The following is an 18,820-nucleotide window of genomic DNA, read 5'->3' as shown; positions in this document are numbered from 1 at the left end:
GCAGGAATCAGGAATGAACGGGGATGAGAGGGCTGACAAGGTCCTCAGGGAGGCGAATAGAATATGTGCGGGATCGTTGGTGTTGCAGGGCCTCATACGGTGGCTTGGGTTCAGAACATGAACGATATGATCGTTCATCGGGGCCCCGATGACCAGGGGATTTATACCAGTCCGGACGAAAACGTCTCTCTTGCCATGCGCCGGCTTAGCATCCTCGATCTCGAGGGCGGCCATCAGCCCATGAGCAGCCAGGACCGGTCTGTCTGGATCGTCTTCAACGGTGAGATCTACAATGCGCCCCAGTTAAGAGCGGAGCTCGAGTCCCGCGGCCATACGTTTGTCACAGCCCATTCTGATACGGAGGTGCTGCTTCACCTATACGACGAGAAAGGCGACCGTATGGTCGACGACTTGAACGGCATGTTCGCGTTCGTCATTCACGACCAGCGTCGCAACCGGCTGTTCGGCGCCCGCGATCGCATGGGGATCAAGCCATTGTATTACACACGGGAGAAGACCTCCTTCGCGTTCGCGTCGGAGTTGAAGAGTCTGCTTGCAGCTCCCCCGATTTCCTCGCGGCGCGTGAACCAGCAGGCTCTCAGCCACTATACAACCTTGTTGTATGTGCCGGGTCCGGAAACCATTGTCGACAATGTGCTGCGGGTTCCTCCAGGACATTCGTTTGTTTACGATCTGACGCAGCATCGGTTTACGCTCAGCCGGTACTGGCGGATTGATGGCACACAGTTTGAAGACTATGACCTTCAGGAGTGGACGGAGCGGTTGCGCTCAGAGCTCCGGTCGGCTGTGAGTCGTTGGACACTGAGCGACGTCCCGATTGCCTGTTCGTTGTCCGGAGGTATTGATTCTTCGGCCATTATCGGGCTGTTGGCTGAGCAGGGATTTCCTCAGGTGCGAACGTATTCCCTCGGATTTGCGGGCGAGGAAGAGCAGGCCTGGAACGAGTTGCATCTGGCGCGTCAGGTCGCTGAGCGATGGGGTACGCGTCACCACGAGCTTATCCTCAATCCCGAGGATCTCCTCAACGATCTGGTCGAGATGGTGTGGCATCTGGACGAACCGTATGGAGGCGGCCTCCCTGCTTGGTATGTATATCGGGAGATGAGTAAGGATGTGAAGGTCGGGCTCAACGGGATGGGTGGCGATGAGTTATTTGGAAATTATCAAAAATTCCTCCGCTACGAAGAGGATCCGGTTGTCTATGCGGCAGTGACTCTTCGTCAGCATTTCCGGACAGGGGCCTCGGCATTGGCGGCATGCGCCCAGCCGCTGGCTTCCATCAGCAACAGTCTCCCTGCCTCGATTCCCATGGCTGGAAGAGGCCGGTTGCTGTCAAAGTTGCCCGAGCTACTGCGTACCCCCTTCGGCTCGTACTACCAGGCCAACCAGGATTTTTGCTCTAGTGGGGAAAAGCACCAGTTTGTGCTCCAGGATGGTAGGGGGCACAAGTGCCAAGAAACAACTGAGTATCTGCAGGCGATATTCGACAATTCTAAAACCACGGATCTCCGGACCGGTCTGGCCGTGGTGGATTTTCAGACGCAATTGGCTGAAGAGTTTCTGTTCATGACGGATCGGTTTTCTATGGCACATAGTCTTGAAGCCAGGACCCCGTTTCTAGATCATCACCTGGTGGAGTTTGTGTTTCGAATCCCCCCCTCGGTGCGGACAAAGCCGCGCGATCCTAAATATCTGCTCAAGCGGGCCGTCAGCGACTTGCTTCCCCCCGATCTGTTGACGGCCAGAAAGCGTGGATTTTCCATTCCGATCGGACCGTGGTTACGAGGGCCGCTTCGACCCTTAGCCGAACGACTGCTGTCGCCGGATCGGTTGGCCAAACAGGGCCTGTTCAAACGGGAGTTTTACCAGCGATATGTCGTGACGCATCTGGAAGGGCGGGCTGATTTTACTCTGCAGGTTTGGGCTGCACTGATGTTTCAGCTCTGGCACCTGGTCTATATCGAAGAGGCCTGCACGAGGAAACCCACGTTCACCTGGAAAGACTTGTGTTGACCAGGGTCGTTGAATGGGGCAAGCGTCTGGGGTTGGCATGAAGATCGTCCATGTGAGTACGGAGGACATCAGTGGCGGTGCCGCTCGCGCGGCCCACCGTCTTCATACCGGTCTCCGAACGATGGGGCACGATTCATCCATGTTCGTGGTGAACAGGCGGAGCAAGGATCCGTATGTAACGGCCTTTGATGCTTCGATGGATTGGGGGAGCCGCATCAGACGGAGAATCCGCCGTGAGCAGGTGAGGCGCGATTTTGTGCGCTATGCTGCATCCCGGCCTGCGGGAATCGAAATTTTCAGCGATGATCGTAGTGAATTCGGCAGTGACGTGGCCAAGCATCTGCCGTCTTGCGATGTGCTGAACCTGCATTGGGTTGCACGGTATGTGGACTACGAGGGGTTTTTCTCGACGGTGCCGGAACGGACGCCGGTGGTATGGCGAATCGCTGATATGAACCCCATTACGGGCGGGTGTCATGTCGATGAGGGGTGCGGTCGGTTTCTCAGCGGGTGTGGGGCGTGTCCCCAGCTCGGATCTACTCAGGCGGATGATCTGTCCTCCCAAGTGTGGGGGCGCAAGCGGAAAACGTTTGAAGCGGTCGATGCCCATCGATTGCATCTAGTGGCGCTCAATCGGTGGATGAAGGGGAATCTGGCCGATCACCCGTTCTTGCGGAAGTTTCCCGTTACGATCATCCCCAACGGTGTCGATACGGAAATGTTTGCACCGCGGGATCGTCGGTTTGCCCGAGAGATACTTGGCCTCCCGCAGGATGCGACGATTCTGCTTTTCATCGCAGTCATGGCCGAAATGCCGTACAAAGGGTTTTCAATGTTGGCTCAAGCCCTGGCCGGACTCTCTGACGTGAAGAACCTCTGTGTCGTGTCGGTGGGAATCGGGAAACCCGAGCTCGGCATCCCGATTCCGCACGTACATTTAGGATATGTGACTGACGATCGGGTCCTTGTGCTTGCATACAATGCTGCCGATGTGTTCGTCGTTCCTGCCTTGTACGATAACTCACCGAATACCATTCTTGAGGCGATGGCCTGCGGTATTCCTGTTGCGGCCTTTGCAACCGGAGGAATTCCGGATATGGTGCGAGAGGGTACCACGGGATTGCTGTCGCCGCGGTACGATGTGGAGGCGCTCCGTGCCGCGATCAAGGATCTACTTGTTCGTCCTGACAAGCGGCAGGGGATGGGAGCTCGCAGTCGGGAGGTTGCTGTGCAGGACTATACCCTCCCGCTTCAAACAAGCCGATATGTTGAATTGTATCGGTCGCTTCTATCGCCTGTTAAGTGGAGTACGGATAATGTTTCCGGGTAGTACAAGACCGGTAAATCGGTCGGGTCTGGAGCACGAGACATGAAGCTGCTTTTCATTTCAGCGGCGTTTCCTCCGATGCGGGCAGGTGAGTCCGAGCATGCGTATCATCAATGCACTCGGCTTGCGGCACGCGGGGTGGAGGTGCATCTGTTGACGGGGCAGGTGAATGCCGGCTCACTTCCAGTGCCATTCACGGTCCATCCGACGATGAAGAATTGGTCGTGGAGCGATTTGCCACGATTCGTGCGGATCATGCGCAAGCTCAAGCCTGATGCAGTGATGTTGATGTATAGCGGCTGGATTTACAATGCACACCCGATGATCACCTTTGCTCCTTCGATCGTTCGGCGCGTATTGCCGGGGGTGCCGTTTGTGACGCAAATGGAAATTGAAGTCGGAGAAAACTGGCGGTCGCCGAGCACACGCGCTGTGCGGAAGGTCGCTCAATATCTGGTGGGCGCCTCAGGCGTGGATTATTCGTTTGGCACGCTGTTGCGCGACAGCACCCATGTCATATGTCTGAGCGAACATCATCAGGCGACACACGCGTCTCTATTGCCGGGGCTGTTGGAGAAGAGCGTCGTCATCCCGCCGCCACCGCTATTGCCCTTCTGCGCTGATGGCCCGATAGCGGCCAGGGAAAGGGGTCGGGCAGCGCTGGGGCTGAAGCCGGAGGATTTGCTCCTGGTGTTCTTCGGTTATGCAGACAAGAACAAGGGGATTGAGACCCTGTTTAAAGCCGTGCAGATTGCGAGAAAGGCAACGCCACATATCAAGCTGGCTATGATCGGTGGTGGTCGGGGGGCTACGACTCAGGGCACAGATGATCGAGCGCAGAGTATTTCAAAGTATGAGAAGGAGATACTGGCCCTTCCTGATCACCTGGGAATCGCTAATGCCGTGAGCTGGCTAAGTGGATATGATTCCAACAGCGATGCGGCCTCCATGTATCTGTATGCTGCGGATGCCTGTGTTCTGCCATTTGATCAGGGTGTGACGCTCAGCCGAAGTTCTCTGGCGGCCGCCTTGGGTCATGGAATTCCGGTGATCACAACCCGAGGGGCTTCTTTGGAGTCACCCTTCCGGCATGGCGAAAATGTATTCCTCTGCCCTCCGAAAGATCCGGAGGCGCTGGCAGAGGCAATTAGCTATGTCATGAGGAGCCCTGATATTCGTCTGAAGTTGAAGGAAGGGGCTCAGCGGTTGGCCTGCGCATGGTTTTCCTGGGATATGGCCGTCGAGCGTATCATGGAGGCCGTCCGGCCCTCTTCGTCAGGAGTGGCTCGACAGATTTGAGTTGGGCAAAGAGCCTTTAAGGCATTCCAGGGGTGATAGAGGGTATTCGGTGTAGTGTGTCATTGAGCGGATGTGGAAATGGTCGAAGTAAGGGCCTCTCGATCGGGGAAGATCATCAGAGGGCTCACAAGAGTTTGGATATTGATGGGTTGTTACTTGGCTTGCACTATCCATATGAGCCTTCTCTGCTTCTTGTCTTGCTGACGTCATATGTGACGGTACTGAACCCAATGTTCATGTGTTTTCTGCTCAATCGGCCAGGGTATTTGATGGATTTGTATTTCTGAGGACATTGTGGCTCCAATCTATTGGGGCGCTTTTGAATGGAAGCAGTCATCTCCGATAGGATCAACTTCTCGCTTGTTGAGTTAGGTTCTGAGTAAATAATGGCTCACCCAGTTTCTACAGCCTCTTGTCAGATTCCCCTCCTTCGGGTCGGAATTTTTGATCATGTTTCACTTCGTCTCGGTGGAAGCCAGCTAGTGGTGGCTGCTATGGCTGCTCGATTGTCGCAACACTATGCGGTCGATGTGATCCACAGTGGAAAGGGCTACACAGTGGCCGGGTTAGCTAAAGCTTTCGGACTCGATTTGAGCCGGGTCAACGAACGGATCGTGTCGAATTCGTTAGGGACCTTCTCGCTGCCAGGGCTCACCCCCAGCTATGTGCGGGAAAGGCTGGAGTTTGATCGCCGACTCACCGAGCCTTACGACTTGTTCATCTATTCAGGACACGGAACTCCGCCATTTTGTGCTGCCAAGCATGGGATGGTCTACTGCCACTTTCCTTTTGAATGGCATCCAAGCGAGGAACTTTCCCGCACGGAGGGATGGGCCGCGCGAAGCGCGCTTAGTCGCTGGGCCAGGACACAGGGCTATTCGGCTCTCTGGCATTGGCGCATGCGAGGCTATCGCACGGTGATCGGCAATTCTCAGTTTACTTCGTCGTGGGTTCAGCGGCGGTGGAAGCGGTCGGCCGAGGTGCTCTATCCCCCTGTCGCGGTGACAACGGTCTCGTTGCCGAAAGAAAACATCATCGTGTCGCTCGGACGATTCATCGTGACCGATGGGAAGAATCATGGGCTGCAATTGGAAACGTTCCGGAAGTTTGTGTCCATGAATGGAGGGGCTTGGCGCTTGTGCTTGATCGGGTTCTGTACCGACTTGCCGCAAGATCTGGCGTATCTCGATAAGCTCAAATCCCTCGCCGCAGATCTCCCCGTGAGCTTTGTTGTGAATGCCTCCCGGGAGACGGTATGGACATATTTGGCGAGGGCCAAGCTCTATTGGCATGCGACGGCTCTTGGCGGTGATTCCAATGTCCCCCCGGAACGGATGGAGCACTTCGGAATTGCGACCGTCGAGGCCATGGGGGCAGGTTGTGTCCCTCTGGTACCGATGAGTGGAGGGCAGCCGGAGATTGTTGAGCATGAGAAGAGCGGGTTTCTTTGCCGGGATGCCGAATCGTTGCTTCAGTATACAAACCGCGTGGCCAGCAGTGAATCACTGTGCCAAAGCATGGGGCGAGCAGCCCGTGAGCGGAGTGCGGCGTTCTGCCCGGAGATCTTCAATCAACGGTTAAGTCAATTAGCTGCGGAGTTGTTGCACGATGGTCGGCTCACGTCTCAGTTAGGAGCCAACGCGGTTGGGGCAGGCGAGACTTCCGTATGACGGGATTGAGGACGATATGAAAATTCTGATGGTCAGTAATTTCTACCCGCCCCACTATCGAGGTGGGTACGAGGTCCGGTGCAAGCAGGTCGCTGAAACCATGCAGCAGCGTGGTCATGAGGTTCGTGTGCTCACGAGTGTTTATGGTTTGCCGATGGATTTCTCGGGGGGATTTCATCGGGCTACCGAAGAGATTGAGGGAGTGCGGGTGGATCGGTGGCTCGATATCTATGCGTATGGACCACAGCCTCCCAGTCGGCCTTGGACGCTTGTGCATGCGAGACGGCAACTTGCGGATGCTCGTCGGTTTGCCAAAATTTTGTCTGGATTCAAGCCGGACATTGTGAACTGGTGGAGTATGAACGGGCTCTCAATGAACTTGCTGCCGATGCCAGCAGAAAAGCATATCCCGGATATTCATTGGATCGAACATCCGTGGATGATCAACGAGTATGGAGTGGCAGGTGAAAAGGTGGCGCCGTTTTGGGAGGGCCTATGGGATGGGAGTTGGGGGGCGAAGCCGATACAGCCGTTGTTGAGATGGTTCGGACGTAGGTGGGAACGACAGATTGCCTCCGAAGGGATTCCGACAAGGCAGTTCCCGAACCAACCTCGTCACATGGTGTTTGTCAGCGAATTCCTTCGGACGCTGTATCGTGATGCTGGTCTCACGTTCCTCTCTTCTGAAGTCATTTTTGGCGGTGTGCCGATTGACCATTTTCTAGCCCCCGTGCGTCGCCATGGCATGGAAGGCCCGATACGACTTCTCTATGCGGGGCAAATTACTCTAGACCGTGGGTTGCATACGGCTGTGGAAGCATTTGGGCAAGTACCTCCGCAGCTCCGTTCCCGCCTGACGCTCTCAATTGCCGGGGATAATCCCGGTGAGTATCTTGACGGCATCCGAAGGCGTGTTCAGGAATTGGGCTTGACCGAGGCTGTCACGTTTCTTGGAAAGGTTCCGCACGATCGCATGCCAGAAGTGTACAAATGTCATGACATTCTGGTTTTTGTGAGTACCAGAGAAGAAGGTCTTCCCCTTGTGATGGTTGAGGCGATGTTGGCCGGTTGTGCGGTTCTGACCACGGGGAGTGGCGGTGCAATCGAGGTCGCCAAGCTTGCCGATTTGCCACTCATTCCCAAAGCAGACTCTGGCACGCTCGCGCGCCGTCTCACGGAGTTTATTAGCAACCCTGCAGTATTGGATGACGTTGCCTTACGCGGGCAGGAGGTTGCTCGCAAGGAGTTCGGTTTGGATGTGATGATCCAACGGTGGGAGTCAACGATTGCAGAGGTAAAACGGTCTCCGATAAATCCGCGCGGAGAGTGCCGATGAATGTGCTGCTGGTCGTGCCATGGGATCAAGAGGTTGGCGGCGTGGCCTCGGTCGTGGGGAATGTGGCTCGTCAGCTGCAGAAGGCCGGGCACCATATCTGGTTTCTTCATCCCGGGGAAGCGTCTTCGTTGAAAGCGACTGTTACAAAGTGGAATTTCCCGGGATACGAACTCAATCTTCGGAATCCCTTTGTTCCTGAATCTCCAGTAAAATCTGTTTTGGGATTTGCATTCTATCTCTTCCATACCCTCCATCAACTGAGGACGTTACTGGCTCGACATGATATCGATATCGTAAATATTCACTACCCTATTGGGTCCGGGGTCTACTTCTCGTTGCTTCGCCATTTTTGCCGGTTCAAGCTTGTGATCTCGGTACATGGTGGTGATCTTTTCCCGAGGGGAGCGCCGGAAAGGCGGTATCCAAAGGCACTTGAGATCCTGATCACTTCCGCTGATTGGCTTGTCGCTCCATCCAAGAGCACTCTGGATGCTGCGTTGGCAAGGTTTCCTGGATTCCGTACCAAGTCTTCTGCCATTCATAATGCGGTGGACCTCACTGAATTTGGCACGGAGGAGTGGGATGTGTTGCAGAGCGGGCGTTTTGTTTTGTGTATTGCTCTGCTGCAGCCAAGAAAAGCGGTGGACGTGCTGATCAAAGCGTTCCAGCTGCTTGGCCAGGCTCATCCTGAGATGGAATTGTGGCTGGCCGGAGATGGTCCTCTTCGAGGGCAGCTTGAGGATTTAGTTTCTCGGTTAAACCTGACGCAGAAGGTGAAATTTCTGGGCTCGCAAGACCGAATCGGTGTCAAGAAGCTGTTACGCCAATGTACGCTTCTGGTATTGCCGTCTCGCGCGGAACCCTTTGGGATTGCCATATTGGAGGCGTTCTCCAGTATGAAACCGGTTGTGGCATCCGCCGTTGGTGGGATTCCTGAAATTATTGAAGACGGCCGTAACGGGATTCTGGTAGAACCCGAAAACCCTCAAGCCTTGCGTGATGCAATCAGTAAGGTCTGGATTGATCCTGTTCTGGCAGAACAGCTGGGCCGTGCAGGTTATGAAACCGTGAGAAAGCATTTTCAATGGGAAGTGGCTTCTGCCCGCTACGAAGCAATTTTCCTGAATCTGCTTGGGCGAAATGATCGACCCACCGTAGGATAGGACAATTCCCGGCTTCAATCGGTAATTCTTGGAGAAAACACATGGCATGCATTCTTGGGGTATCAGCTTACTATCACGATAGTGCCGCGTGTTTGGTTCGTGACGGCGAGATAGTCGCCGCGGCACAAGAGGAGCGATTCACTAGGAAGAAGCATGATCCTGGATTTCCTCACCGTGCCATCGACTATTGTTTGCGCGAAGGCGGGATTCGCTTCGGAGATATCACGCATCTGGTGTTTTATGACAAGCCGCTGGTGAAGTTCGAGCGTCTGTTGGAAACCTATTTGGCGTTCGCTCCGGCCGGCCTCCAATCGTTTCTTGCGGCGATGCCGGTGTGGATGAAAGAAAAGCTTTTACTGAAAACTCTTCTGCGGGATGAGTTCCTCAAGCATGGGGAGGGAATGGCGAAGAGCGATCTGCCTCAGCTGTTGTTCTCCGAGCATCACGAGTCCCATGCAGCGTCTGCATTCTTTGCCTCCCCCTATGACTCGGCCGTGGTGTTGTGCATGGATGGAGTGGGGGAATGGGCGACGACATCTGCCTGGCAAGGTCAAGGGAACACCCTTACGCCTTTGTGGGAGATTCCGTTCCCGCATTCCTTAGGTCTGTTGTACTCCGCGTTCACCTATTACACCGGATTCAAGGTCAATTCGGGTGAGTATAAAGTGATGGGGCTTGCCCCGTATGGCGAGCCGAAGTATGTGAAGGCTATCTATGAGCATTTGATCGATGTGAAGCCCGACGGGACGTTTCGGTTGAACATGGAGTATTTCAACTACTGTACTGGGCTGACGATGACGAGCCGGAAGTTCGACCATGTGTTCGGTGGTCCTCCGCGCACGCCTGAAGCCAAGTTGGGGCAACGTGAGATGGATTTGGCGCGATCTGTCCAAGAGGTGACGGAAGAGGTCATGCTCCGATTGGCCCGGACGCTTCATCGAGAGACGGGTGTGGAAAACTTGTGCCTTGCCGGAGGGGTTGCGCTCAACTGTGTGGGAAACGGCCGAATCTTGCGAGAAGGGCCGCACAAAGGACTCTGGATTCAGCCAGCGGCCGGTGATGCAGGAGGCGCGCTCGGCGCGGCCTTATCTGTGTGGCACCAGTTTGAGGGCAAGCCCCGGGTTTCAGACGGCAAGCGCGATAAGATGAAGGGGACCTATCTAGGCCCAGCATTCACCAATGCCGAGATTGAGGAGTTTTTACGGGCGAAAGACGCGCCGTATATCCGGCTTGATGATGCAGCGCTGGCCGAGCAGGTGGCAAAAGATCTTGCGGCAGAAAAGGTTGTGGGATGGCTGCAAGGCCGTATGGAGTTCGGTCCGCGATCCCTCGGTGGGCGGAGTATCCTAGGAGATGCCCGCAGTACCAAGATGCAGTCAGTGATGAACCTGAAGATCAAGTACCGCGAGTCGTTTCGACCCTTCGCTCCTTCAGTGCTTCGGGAGCGGGTTGCGGACTACTTTGACTTGCACTCTGATAGTCCCTACATGCTCATTGTGGCCCCGGTTAACGAAAAACGGCGTTGTCCCAAGACGATCGCGCAAAAAGATTTATGGGGTATCGATCTCTTGAACGTTCAGCGCTCAGACATTCCCTCGGTTACGCACCTGGATTATTCGGCGAGAGTCCAAACGGTCCATGAGGAGACCAACCCTCGCTATCATAGTCTGCTGAAAGCCTTTGAAGCGCAAACCGGCTATGCCGTGCTGGTGAATACCTCATTCAATGTTCGAGGTGAGCCGATTGTCCATACTCCTGAAGATGCGTATCGCTGTTTTATGCGAACAGAGATGGATGTGCTCGTGCTGGAGAACTGTGTGCTGTACAAGACGGATCAGAAACCGCTCGAAGGGGATTCTGATTGGAAGAATGAGTTCGAACTCGACTAGAGGGATTGTGCGGGGCGAGTATTGGCGTATCCCTTCAGCCCGAGACTCCAGCCGGACTTTTTATGCCAGGTCTGTTAGAAGCAAGTTAAAAACGGCGGCTTCCAAATCCCTTGGCTCTGTCCCGGGGAGCACCTCAGTAAAGGCTATCCGCAAATAGGGTTGCGAGAATCGGGCTGGCTTTCGAAAATGCAGAATAGAATGGTGCATCCGCTGCCACGCGTGTAGATTGTTCACAAGCTAGCGATCTCTGTGATTGAGCCTATCGTGGCTGCTTATCGAACATAACTGAAGACGCTTCCAGAAGAAGGAGTGTAGCTGTATGCGCATACTGATTACGGGCGGAGCGGGATTTCTGGGAAGCCACTTAAGCGATTTGCTGATCGGCAAAGGTCATGAAGTTGTGGCCATGGACAACTTGATTACCGGTCGTGTCGAAAATATCTCTCATTTAATGGGGAACCCAAAGTTCAGTTTCATTAAGTACAACATTTGTGACTATATCCACATAGACGGTAAATTAGACGCTATCCTGCACTTCGCTTCTCCGGCGAGTCCGCAAGACTATCTTGAGATGCCTATTGCTACGCTCAAAGTGGGAGCTCTGGGTACCCACAAGGCATTGGGTTTGGCTAAAGCCAAGGGAGCTCGTCTGCTCTTAGCCAGTACCTCTGAGGTCTATGGCGATCCCTTGCTTAATCCGCAGCCGGAGTCCTACTGGGGGAATGTAAATCCGATCGGCGCGCGCGGTGTGTATGATGAAGCAAAGCGCTTTGCCGAAGCCATGACGATGGCCTACCACCGTTACCATGGTGTGGATACCAGGATTGTACGTATCTTCAATACCTATGGTCCGCGGATGCGGCCGCACGATGGCCGGGTCGTTTCGAATTTCGTCGTGCAAGCGCTCCAAGGGAAAGCGTTGACCATTTTTGGTGACGGAAACCAGACGCGAAGCTTCTGCTATGTCGATGATCTTGTGCGTGGCATTACGGAGCTCCTACTCATCGATTCGGACAAGTCTGTGGCTGAACGGACGGACCGATCAAGCTTTCTGACCAAGTCAGACCAGCCTCTGAAGGAAACGATGCACGACCCTGTGAATATCGGCAATCCACGGGAGTTGACCGTCAAGCAGATTGCTGAGTTGGTACTTAAGCTTACGGAGTCGAAGAGCCAGATCGAGCATAGACCCTTACCTGTGGATGATCCGAAAGTGCGTCGGCCGGACATCCGTCGCGCTAAGGAATTTCTCAGATGGGAACCGAAGGTTGAGCTGGAGGACGGTTTGCGAAAGACGATCGAATACTTCCGTCAGGTGATCTGATCGCACCCTGTCGGCGTAGAGAAACGAATGAGTGAGTCTAGAGTGAGGAGAGAGTGATGGCGAAGAAAATCAGTGTCTTCGGTCTGGGCTATGTGGGGACGGTTTCGGCAGGCTGTTTGGCTTCCAGTGGGCACACGGTCTGGGGTGTCGACGTCAATGCCGACAAGGTGGCCTCGATTAATTCAGGAGCCGCTCCGATCGTCGAGCCTGATATCTCTGAGTTCATTGCCAAGGCTCAGAAGCAAGGGCTGTTAAAAGCCACGGTGTCGTCAGCCGAAGGAATTCAGAACACGGATGTCTCATTTATTTGTGTGGGGACGCCGAGTCAAGCCAATGGCAGTCTTGATCTGACCCATATGAAGCGGGTGTGTGAAGATATCGGCGTGGCTCTGCGCGATAAAAAGACTCCGCACACCGTGGTGTTCCGCAGTACGACGTTGCCGGGAACAACGGAGGACGTGGCTATTCCGATCCTTGAAAAGCATTCAGGAAAGACGGTCGGGGACGGATTATTTGTCTGTTACAATCCTGAGTTTCTTCGAGAAGGCACTTCGGTGAAAGATTATTATCATCCTCCGAAGATCGTGATTGGTGAGCGGCAAGCCGGCGAGGGGGATGTGGTGGAAGAAATCTATGCCGGCATCGTCGCGCCGACGATTCGGACATCGATTCGCGCTGCGGAGATGGTGAAGTATTCCGACAATGCGTTTCATGCTTTGAAAGTGACGTTTGCGAACGAGATTGGAAATATCTGCAAGCGGCTTGGTATCGACAGTCATGCCGTTATGGACATCTTTTGCCAAGATACAAAGTTGAATTTGTCAAAAGTGTATTTGAAGCCTGGTTTTGCATTTGGAGGATCCTGCCTTCCCAAGGATCTTCGCGCCCTCTCTTATCAGGCAAAACGGACGGATGTTGAGGTGCCGGTGTTGAACGCGATTCTTCAGAGCAATGGGGTCCATATTAAAGGTGTTATTCAGCGAATCGTGGGTCTGGGAAAGAGGAAAGTCGGATTTCTCGGCATGACATTTAAGCCGGATACCGACGATCTTCGAGAAAGTCCATTGGTTGAGGTTATCGAGACGCTTCTTGGAAAAGGCTTTCAGGTAAAAATCTACGATAAGAATGTCGCGACCAGTCGTTTGATCGGCGCGAATAAGCGGTTCATTGAAGAGCACATTCCACATCTTTCTTCTTTGTTGGTCGAGCGGGCGGAAGATCTCGTGGATGCAGCCCAAGTCGTTGTCGTCGGATATGCCTCGGCCGAGTTTCTGCCAGCGTTGAAACGCATGCGCCAGGACCAGCTCATTATCGATTTGGCTCGGATTGAAGGCCGGGAAGGTCTAACCGCGTCCTATGATGGTATTTGCTGGTAATGAGGCGAGGGCGGCGCGTTGTTCGGCAAGTAGTTTGCGATGAAAATACTAGTACTGGCTCCAGATATTCCCGCGACGTCGAAGATGCCCGGGTCTCCGCGTCTCTTCAATCTCTGCCGGGAGCTCTCTCGGCAGCATGAGTTGTATCTACTTACCTATTGTTCTTCCGGCGAGCGACATCAGTCTTTTCTGAACGATCCAACGGCAGCCAAGGTGTTTTCAGCGATTGAGGTATTGGCTGATCCTCCGGCCATGACTTGGTGGGGCCAACAGTGGCACAGGCTGCATTTGGCCGCTAGTTTTGAAACCCGCTTCCGATTCCCGGAGTATTACCGGGCGATTTGCAGCAAGGTTCACGAGATGTATGTGCGGAATCGCTGCGATCTCATCTATGTCGACTTGCTTCCAATGGGTCAGTACGTTGACCAGGGACTCGCGGTCCCCGCCATGATCGATCTGCATGATTCGATGACGCTCATGGCCAGGAGAGTGCTCACGACCACCCGAGGCTGGCGGGGGCGTCTCTCGATCTACAGTCACCTAATGCGAATACAGCAGCTTGAAGGCGCGCTTGGACGGAAGTTCGACCTTGTCGTCACGAATTCTTCCGTGGATGAGCAAGTGATCCGCGAAGTCTCGTCGGCAAGCAATGCCATGACCATTACGAATGGCGTTGACATGGGATACTTTGCCCCGGACCATTCACGGGTCGATGCCGATAAGCTGGTTTTTACCGGGGTGATGGGGTACGGCCCCAATGAAGACGCCGCCGTATTCTTTGCCCGAGAGATCTTTCCGCGCGTGCGGAAAGAACGCCCCAACGCAGAGTTCTGGATTGTCGGCAGTGAACCGACGGATCGAGTCAAAGAGTTGGGGGCCATCGCCGGCATCTATGTGACCGGGCAGGTTGAAGATGTGCGGCCTTATCTGAGCCAAGCTTCAGTGTTTGTGTGCCCGCTACGGTATGGCACGGGCGTGAAGAACAAGCTGCTCGCCGCCATGGCCATGCAGAAACCGATCGTGGCGACGTCGCTGAGCATCGACGGATTGGATCTCGCCGACAATCGCGAGGTGCTCCTTGCCGATGAACCTCAGATATTTGCAGAGAAAGTTGTAGGATTGCTTGCAGATCAGGAAGCAGTCAGCCGGATCGCGGGCAATGGATTGGCCCGTGTTCAAAATCAGTATTCGTGGGCTGCGATGGGTCAGGCATTAGAGAAGTCTATTCAGACAATCATGGAGTCTCGCAAGGCCCGTGGGCGGCAGGCGATCTAGTTTTTCTTCACGTTTCAGAATACGCGACAAGGCAGGATCTCGTGAACATCGCATTCATCCAGGACTCCTATGACGAAGCCTTGTGGGATCAGTACGTAATAAATCACCCGCAGTCGTCAGGCTATCATCTGCTTGCTTGGCGGAGTGTCATTCAGAATGTCTTTAGCCATCCCACGCCTTACCTAATGGCCAAGGATGAAGAGGGAAAAATCCGCGGCGTCCTCCCTCTTATCTTCACGAAGAGTCCGATGTTTGGGAGATTTCTCACGTCGATGGCATTCTTCAACTATGGCGGAGTGTTGGCTGATGATGCGGATACGGCTCGCGCGCTGCTGAGCGCCGCAGCGGTTGCGGCTCAGGAGATGGGAGCGGCTCATATCGAATTGAGACAGGATGAGCCGCTTGCAACTGAGTGGCCCGTCCGATCGAAGAAAGTATCGATGCGACTGGCGTTACCACCGGACTATGAAACCTTATTAACGGCATTTCCCTCCAAGCTACGCAGCCAGGTGCGGCGGGCGCAGAAAGAGGGCATGGACGTCAAGGTCGGCGGAACGGAATTGCTTGGTGACTATTATCGTGTATTTGCTCGATGTATGCGGGACCTCGGTACGCCGGTGTACGAGAAGGGTTTCTTTGAAGCCATTCTTGAGACGTTTCCCAAAGAAGCGCGATTGTGCGTAGTCTATCTCAAAGGAAATCCACTTGCGTCAGGGTTCCTGTACGGCTTTCGGAATAGACTTGAAATCCCCTGGGCTGCGTCAGACAAGCGCTTTAGCCGACTGTCTCCCAACATGCTTTTGTACGGGGCTGTCCTGGAGTTTGCCTGTCGAGAGGGATTTCGAGAGTTTGATTTTGGCCGATCCTCTATCGACAGTGGAACGTATCGTTTCAAAGCGCAATGGGGCGCGCAGCCGCACCAGTTGTACTGGTATTACTGGCTCTCTGAGGGACGCGCGCTTCCGGAATTGAATCCGGACAACCCCAAGTACAAGGCGGTTATTGCCCTGTGGAAACGACTTCCGATACCCATCGCAAATCTGGTTGGTCCACATGTGGTGAAGTATTTGCCATGACACCGCAGCGAACTATTCCACCGACAGCAGCTCCACTTCCGTTTGGGAATCTCCTGTGTTCCGTCGGTAGTCTCTGGGGTGGCAAGAAGTACCGAGCGCGTCTGGTCAGTGAGCTGAAGGCCCATTATGCCGTGCGCGCGGCCTTTCTTGTGTCGTCCGGGAAAGCGGCTCTGACGGTCATTCTCAAATCGCTGGCTGGCGTGAGTGAAAGGCGGCAGGTGATCATTCCTGCCTATACGTGTTTTTCCGTTCCGTCCGCGGTTGTAAAAGCCGAATTGGAGGTCGTGCTGTGCGATGTGGATCCGAATACGCTCGACTTCAACTTTACCGAGCTTGAGGGATTACTCAACGCAAACGTTCTCTGTGTCGTATCGACCCATCTGTTTGGCCGTCCCGCGGACACCGAGCGAGTGAAGCAATTGTGTGGAGAGAAAGGCATCCTTGTGGTTGAAGATGCCGCCCAGGCGATGGGGGGGCAGGCAGGCGACCGGTTGCTTGGAACGATCGGGGATGTCGGATTTTACAGTCTGGGGCGGGGAAAGAATATGACCTGTGGCACAGGAGGCATCATTCTGACCAGCTCTGCCCCGATTGCGGAGGCGATCGAAGCGGAATACGCGAATTTGCCAGAAACTCCTTGGTTTGATGTCTTTCGCAATTGGCTAGAACTTCTCGTGATGCGCATTTTTATCCATCCGGTGCTGTACTGGTTTCCCGTAGGGCTTCCCTTCCTTGGGTTGGGGGAGACCAAGTTTTACACGGACTTTCAGATGTTTCGAATGGATGATGTTCGAGCACATTTGCTCGATGGTTGGCAACGGAGATTGGGGCAAGCCAATCAGGACCGGTCTTCTCGTGCGCGATGGCTCGTTGAAGGGCTGGATTTCGTCCGGAAGGGTGTACAGCCGATCATGGGAAAGGGCTCGCTCTATCTCCGGCTGCCTGTGCTAGTGAGAGACCGAAAAGCCAAAGAGGTGGTCTGTCGGCTAAGTCGTGAGCAGGGGGCGGGGTTAAGTCCTAACTATCCGGCTACCGTTCAGGACATACTGGAATTGGCCGGACAATTGGCCGGGCGGAGGTACCCCGGGGCTCAGGAAGTCGTTGATCGATTGGTGACTTTGCCCACGCACCAGTTTGTGTCGGCGCAGGACCGTCTAAAGATCGAACAGGTACTGGCGGCCCAGGTGGAGCCCTCAGTTTCAAGTGGTACGGTGAAGGCAGGTCCTCCTCACGCCCAGGCCAAACACTAGCGTCTCATGACACTATTTAATTGCATGCTCTCGATATTCTGGGTGTCGGTCACATTCGTATTCTATGCCTATGTGGGATATCCGCTGCTGCTGATGGCGATTGGAATCTTGCGTGATCGTCCTGTGCGCAAAGCTCCGAGCCATCCGATGGTCTCCTTGATTATCACGGCCTACAATGAGGAGAAACGGATTCGGGAAAAATTGGAGAATACCCTTCGGCAAGATTATCCCCGCGAGCGCCTCGACATTGTCGTGGCCTCCGACTGCTCCACGGACGGAACCGATGATCTAGTCCGCTCGTATGGGCCGTCTGGAGTTCGACTTGTTCGGTCGGTTGTGAAGGGCGGGAAGGAGGCGGCGCAGAAACACGCCGTCGAGTCGACGACCGGAGCGATTCTGATATTTTCTGATACGGCCACGATGCTCGAACCGCAGGCCATTTCCACGATCGTGCGGAACTTCGCGGACTCAACGGTCGGTTGCGTCAGCAGCGTGGATCGGTTTGTCGATGTGGACGGATCGGTGAGTGGAGAAGGCGCGTATGTGCGTTACGAGATGTTTCTCCGGAATCTCGAAACGCGGGTCAACACGTTGGTGGGGTTGAGCGGGTCTTTCTTTGCTGCTCGTCGAACCGTGTGCCAGAATTGGGCGCCGGATCTCCAAAGTGACTTCAATACCCTGCTCAATAGTGTCAGGCTAGGGCTTCGTGGGGTAGCGGACCCGGAGAGTATCGGGTTCTATAAGAATTTGGTAGACCCAAAGAAAGAATATGAGCGCAAGGTCCGCACGGTAGTCCGAGGGATCTCCGTATTTATGAAGAGTTTGTCTCTTCTCAATCCGTTTCGGTATCACCTGTTCGCTTGGCAACTGATCAGTCATAAACTATGTCGGTGGCTGGTGCCTTTCGCAATGATTGGGGCGTTGGGAGCCAACGCCGTGCTGGCGTCATCATCTCGGTTCTATCAAGGAACATTGATAGCCCAAGCGGGGTTTTATGCTGTGGCGGTTGCCTATCTTGTCACCACGCGCTTGCCGAGTGTAGGTATACTGCGGATTCCGTCATTTTTCGTGATGGTGAATGTCTCGATACTCGATGCCTGGGTCCGCTATTGTCGTGGGGAGCGTATCGTGTCGTGGACTCCATCTAAGCGATAACGTGTTTTGGCTGTACAGAAAGGGATAACCAATGGAAAATGTTGAAGTAACGAACAAAACGCTCCGCCAGTTCGGTCTCATGGTCGGCGGGGTCTTTCTCGTGATCGGGTTGTGGCCCTTTCTCTGGCGACAGGAGGCAATGCGAGAGTGGGCCGTTGTGCTGGGTGCGCTCTTGTCTGTGGTGGGACTCGTTGCCCCAGCCATCCTGAAGTATCTGTATCAAGGGTGGATGTGGATCGGGCATGTGATGGGCTGGATCAACACCCGCATTATATTGGGCATCCTATTTTACGGGATTGTGACGCCAATGGGATTGGTGATGAAGCTAACAGGGCGTGACCCCATGTGCCGTGGATTTGAACCCGATGCCCCAACGTACCGAGTGATTCGTAACCCTAGACCGGCCACGCATATGAAGAACATGTTCTGAACAGATCTACTTTCAGGAGGATGACCGATGGGCGATTTTATTCAAGAGTTGTGGGCCTTCATGAAAGAGCGGAAAAAGTTCTGGCTCCTGCCGATTATTCTCGTGCTTGTTTTGCTCGGCAGCCTGATTGTCTTGACCCAGGGGTCGGCCGTCGCCCCCTTTATCTATACGCTGTTCTAAGCCTGGGAGTCTGTCAACAATGTGGAACCCTGGGAA

15 protein-coding genes are annotated in these 18,820 nt (G+C 54.3%); all 15 read left to right on the top strand.

Features of this window, described 5'->3' with window-relative positions; translation table 11 throughout:
* The first annotated feature begins 63 nt into the window (after positions 1–63).
* A complete protein-coding gene (asnB, locus tag NITLEN_RS14565) occupies positions 64–2,034 on the top strand; it encodes an asparagine synthase (glutamine-hydrolyzing) (protein WP_121990359.1) in 1,971 nt (656 codons plus the stop codon).
* A gap of 13 nt (positions 2,035–2,047) precedes the next feature.
* Entirely contained in the window at positions 2,048–3,364 is a 1,317-nt protein-coding gene (locus tag NITLEN_RS14560) for a glycosyltransferase family 4 protein (protein WP_219999465.1), read from the top strand.
* 39 nt (positions 3,365–3,403) lie between these two features.
* A complete protein-coding gene (locus NITLEN_RS14555) occupies positions 3,404–4,660 on the top strand; it encodes a glycosyltransferase family 4 protein (protein WP_121990358.1) in 1,257 nt (418 codons plus the stop codon).
* Between the two features lie 494 nt (positions 4,661–5,154).
* Entirely contained in the window at positions 5,155–6,330 is a 1,176-nt protein-coding gene (locus tag NITLEN_RS14550; protein WP_181416887.1) for a glycosyltransferase, read from the top strand.
* A gap of 16 nt (positions 6,331–6,346) precedes the next feature.
* Complete coding sequence (locus NITLEN_RS14545) at positions 6,347–7,666, top strand: glycosyltransferase family 4 protein (RefSeq protein ID WP_121990356.1); 1,320 nt, start codon at positions 6,347–6,349, stop codon at positions 7,664–7,666.
* The gene (locus NITLEN_RS14540) at positions 7,663–8,829 is read left to right on the top strand and encodes a glycosyltransferase family 4 protein (protein ID WP_121990355.1); all 1,167 of its coding nucleotides are present in this window, start codon (positions 7,663–7,665) and stop codon (positions 8,827–8,829) included. The genes NITLEN_RS14545 and NITLEN_RS14540 overlap by 4 nt, the downstream gene beginning before the upstream one ends.
* 41 nt (positions 8,830–8,870) lie before the next feature.
* Complete coding sequence (locus NITLEN_RS14535) at positions 8,871–10,718, top strand: carbamoyltransferase family protein (RefSeq protein WP_121990354.1); 1,848 nt, start codon at positions 8,871–8,873, stop codon at positions 10,716–10,718.
* Between the two features lie 319 nt (positions 10,719–11,037).
* A complete protein-coding gene (locus NITLEN_RS14530; RefSeq protein WP_121990353.1) occupies positions 11,038–12,042 on the top strand; it encodes a UDP-glucuronic acid decarboxylase family protein in 1,005 nt (334 codons plus the stop codon).
* 56 nt (positions 12,043–12,098) lie between these two features.
* Positions 12,099–13,418, top strand: coding sequence for a nucleotide sugar dehydrogenase (locus NITLEN_RS14525; protein WP_121990352.1), 1,320 nt, complete (start codon positions 12,099–12,101; stop codon positions 13,416–13,418).
* A gap of 39 nt (positions 13,419–13,457) precedes the next feature.
* Positions 13,458–14,693: a glycosyltransferase gene (locus tag NITLEN_RS14520; protein WP_121990351.1), complete on the top strand. Its 1,236-nt coding sequence runs from the start codon at positions 13,458–13,460 to the stop codon at positions 14,691–14,693.
* 41 nt (positions 14,694–14,734) lie between these two features.
* Positions 14,735–15,769, top strand: coding sequence for a FemAB family XrtA/PEP-CTERM system-associated protein (locus NITLEN_RS14515; RefSeq protein WP_121990350.1), 1,035 nt, complete (start codon positions 14,735–14,737; stop codon positions 15,767–15,769).
* Positions 15,766–17,019, top strand: coding sequence for a DegT/DnrJ/EryC1/StrS family aminotransferase (locus NITLEN_RS14510; RefSeq protein ID WP_121990349.1), 1,254 nt, complete (start codon positions 15,766–15,768; stop codon positions 17,017–17,019). The genes NITLEN_RS14515 and NITLEN_RS14510 overlap by 4 nt, the downstream gene beginning before the upstream one ends.
* 6 nt (positions 17,020–17,025) lie before the next feature.
* Complete coding sequence (locus NITLEN_RS14505; RefSeq protein ID WP_245924501.1) at positions 17,026–18,174, top strand: glycosyltransferase family 2 protein; 1,149 nt, start codon at positions 17,026–17,028, stop codon at positions 18,172–18,174.
* A gap of 31 nt (positions 18,175–18,205) precedes the next feature.
* Positions 18,206–18,604, top strand: coding sequence for an SxtJ family membrane protein (locus NITLEN_RS14500; protein WP_121990347.1), 399 nt, complete (start codon positions 18,206–18,208; stop codon positions 18,602–18,604).
* Between the two features lie 27 nt (positions 18,605–18,631).
* Positions 18,632–18,784 carry a DUF5989 family protein gene (locus tag NITLEN_RS18190; protein ID WP_181416886.1) on the top strand — a complete coding sequence of 51 codons (153 nt, stop codon included), beginning with the start codon at positions 18,632–18,634 and terminating at the stop codon, positions 18,782–18,784.
* Positions 18,785–18,820: the final 36 nt, after the last annotated feature.

Source organism: Nitrospira lenta, assembly GCF_900403705.1.
GTDB classification, from domain to species: Bacteria; Nitrospirota; Nitrospiria; order Nitrospirales; family Nitrospiraceae; genus Nitrospira_D; species Nitrospira_D lenta.
The sequence above is the reverse complement of the archived record's forward strand: the minus strand, read 5'-3'. Positions and strand labels throughout refer to the sequence as shown.

Bases quoted from the DNA above. Each gene is read 5' to 3' on its own strand.
- NITLEN_RS14525 (WP_121990352.1), top strand. From the start codon at position 12,099: ATGGCGAAGAAAATCAGTGTCTTCGGTCTGGGCTATGTGGGGACGGTT.
- NITLEN_RS14535 (WP_121990354.1), top strand. From the start codon at position 8,871: ATGGCATGCATTCTTGGGGTATCAGCTTACTATCACGATAGTGCCGCG.
- NITLEN_RS18190 (WP_181416886.1), top strand. From the start codon at position 18,632: ATGGGCGATTTTATTCAAGAGTTGTGGGCCTTCATGAAAGAGCGGAAA.
- NITLEN_RS14555 (WP_121990358.1), top strand. From the start codon at position 3,404: ATGAAGCTGCTTTTCATTTCAGCGGCGTTTCCTCCGATGCGGGCAGGT.
- NITLEN_RS14550 (WP_181416887.1), top strand. From the start codon at position 5,155: ATGGCTGCTCGATTGTCGCAACACTATGCGGTCGATGTGATCCACAGT.
- NITLEN_RS14530 (WP_121990353.1), top strand. From the start codon at position 11,038: ATGCGCATACTGATTACGGGCGGAGCGGGATTTCTGGGAAGCCACTTA.
- NITLEN_RS14505 (WP_245924501.1), top strand. From the start codon at position 17,026: ATGACACTATTTAATTGCATGCTCTCGATATTCTGGGTGTCGGTCACA.
- asnB (WP_121990359.1), top strand. From the start codon at position 64: ATGTGCGGGATCGTTGGTGTTGCAGGGCCTCATACGGTGGCTTGGGTT.
- NITLEN_RS14545 (WP_121990356.1), top strand. From the start codon at position 6,347: ATGAAAATTCTGATGGTCAGTAATTTCTACCCGCCCCACTATCGAGGT.
- NITLEN_RS14520 (WP_121990351.1), top strand. From the start codon at position 13,458: ATGAAAATACTAGTACTGGCTCCAGATATTCCCGCGACGTCGAAGATG.
- NITLEN_RS14510 (WP_121990349.1), top strand. From the start codon at position 15,766: ATGACACCGCAGCGAACTATTCCACCGACAGCAGCTCCACTTCCGTTT.
- NITLEN_RS14500 (WP_121990347.1), top strand. From the start codon at position 18,206: ATGGAAAATGTTGAAGTAACGAACAAAACGCTCCGCCAGTTCGGTCTC.
- NITLEN_RS14540 (WP_121990355.1), top strand. From the start codon at position 7,663: ATGAATGTGCTGCTGGTCGTGCCATGGGATCAAGAGGTTGGCGGCGTG.
- NITLEN_RS14560 (WP_219999465.1), top strand. From the start codon at position 2,048: ATGGGGCAAGCGTCTGGGGTTGGCATGAAGATCGTCCATGTGAGTACG.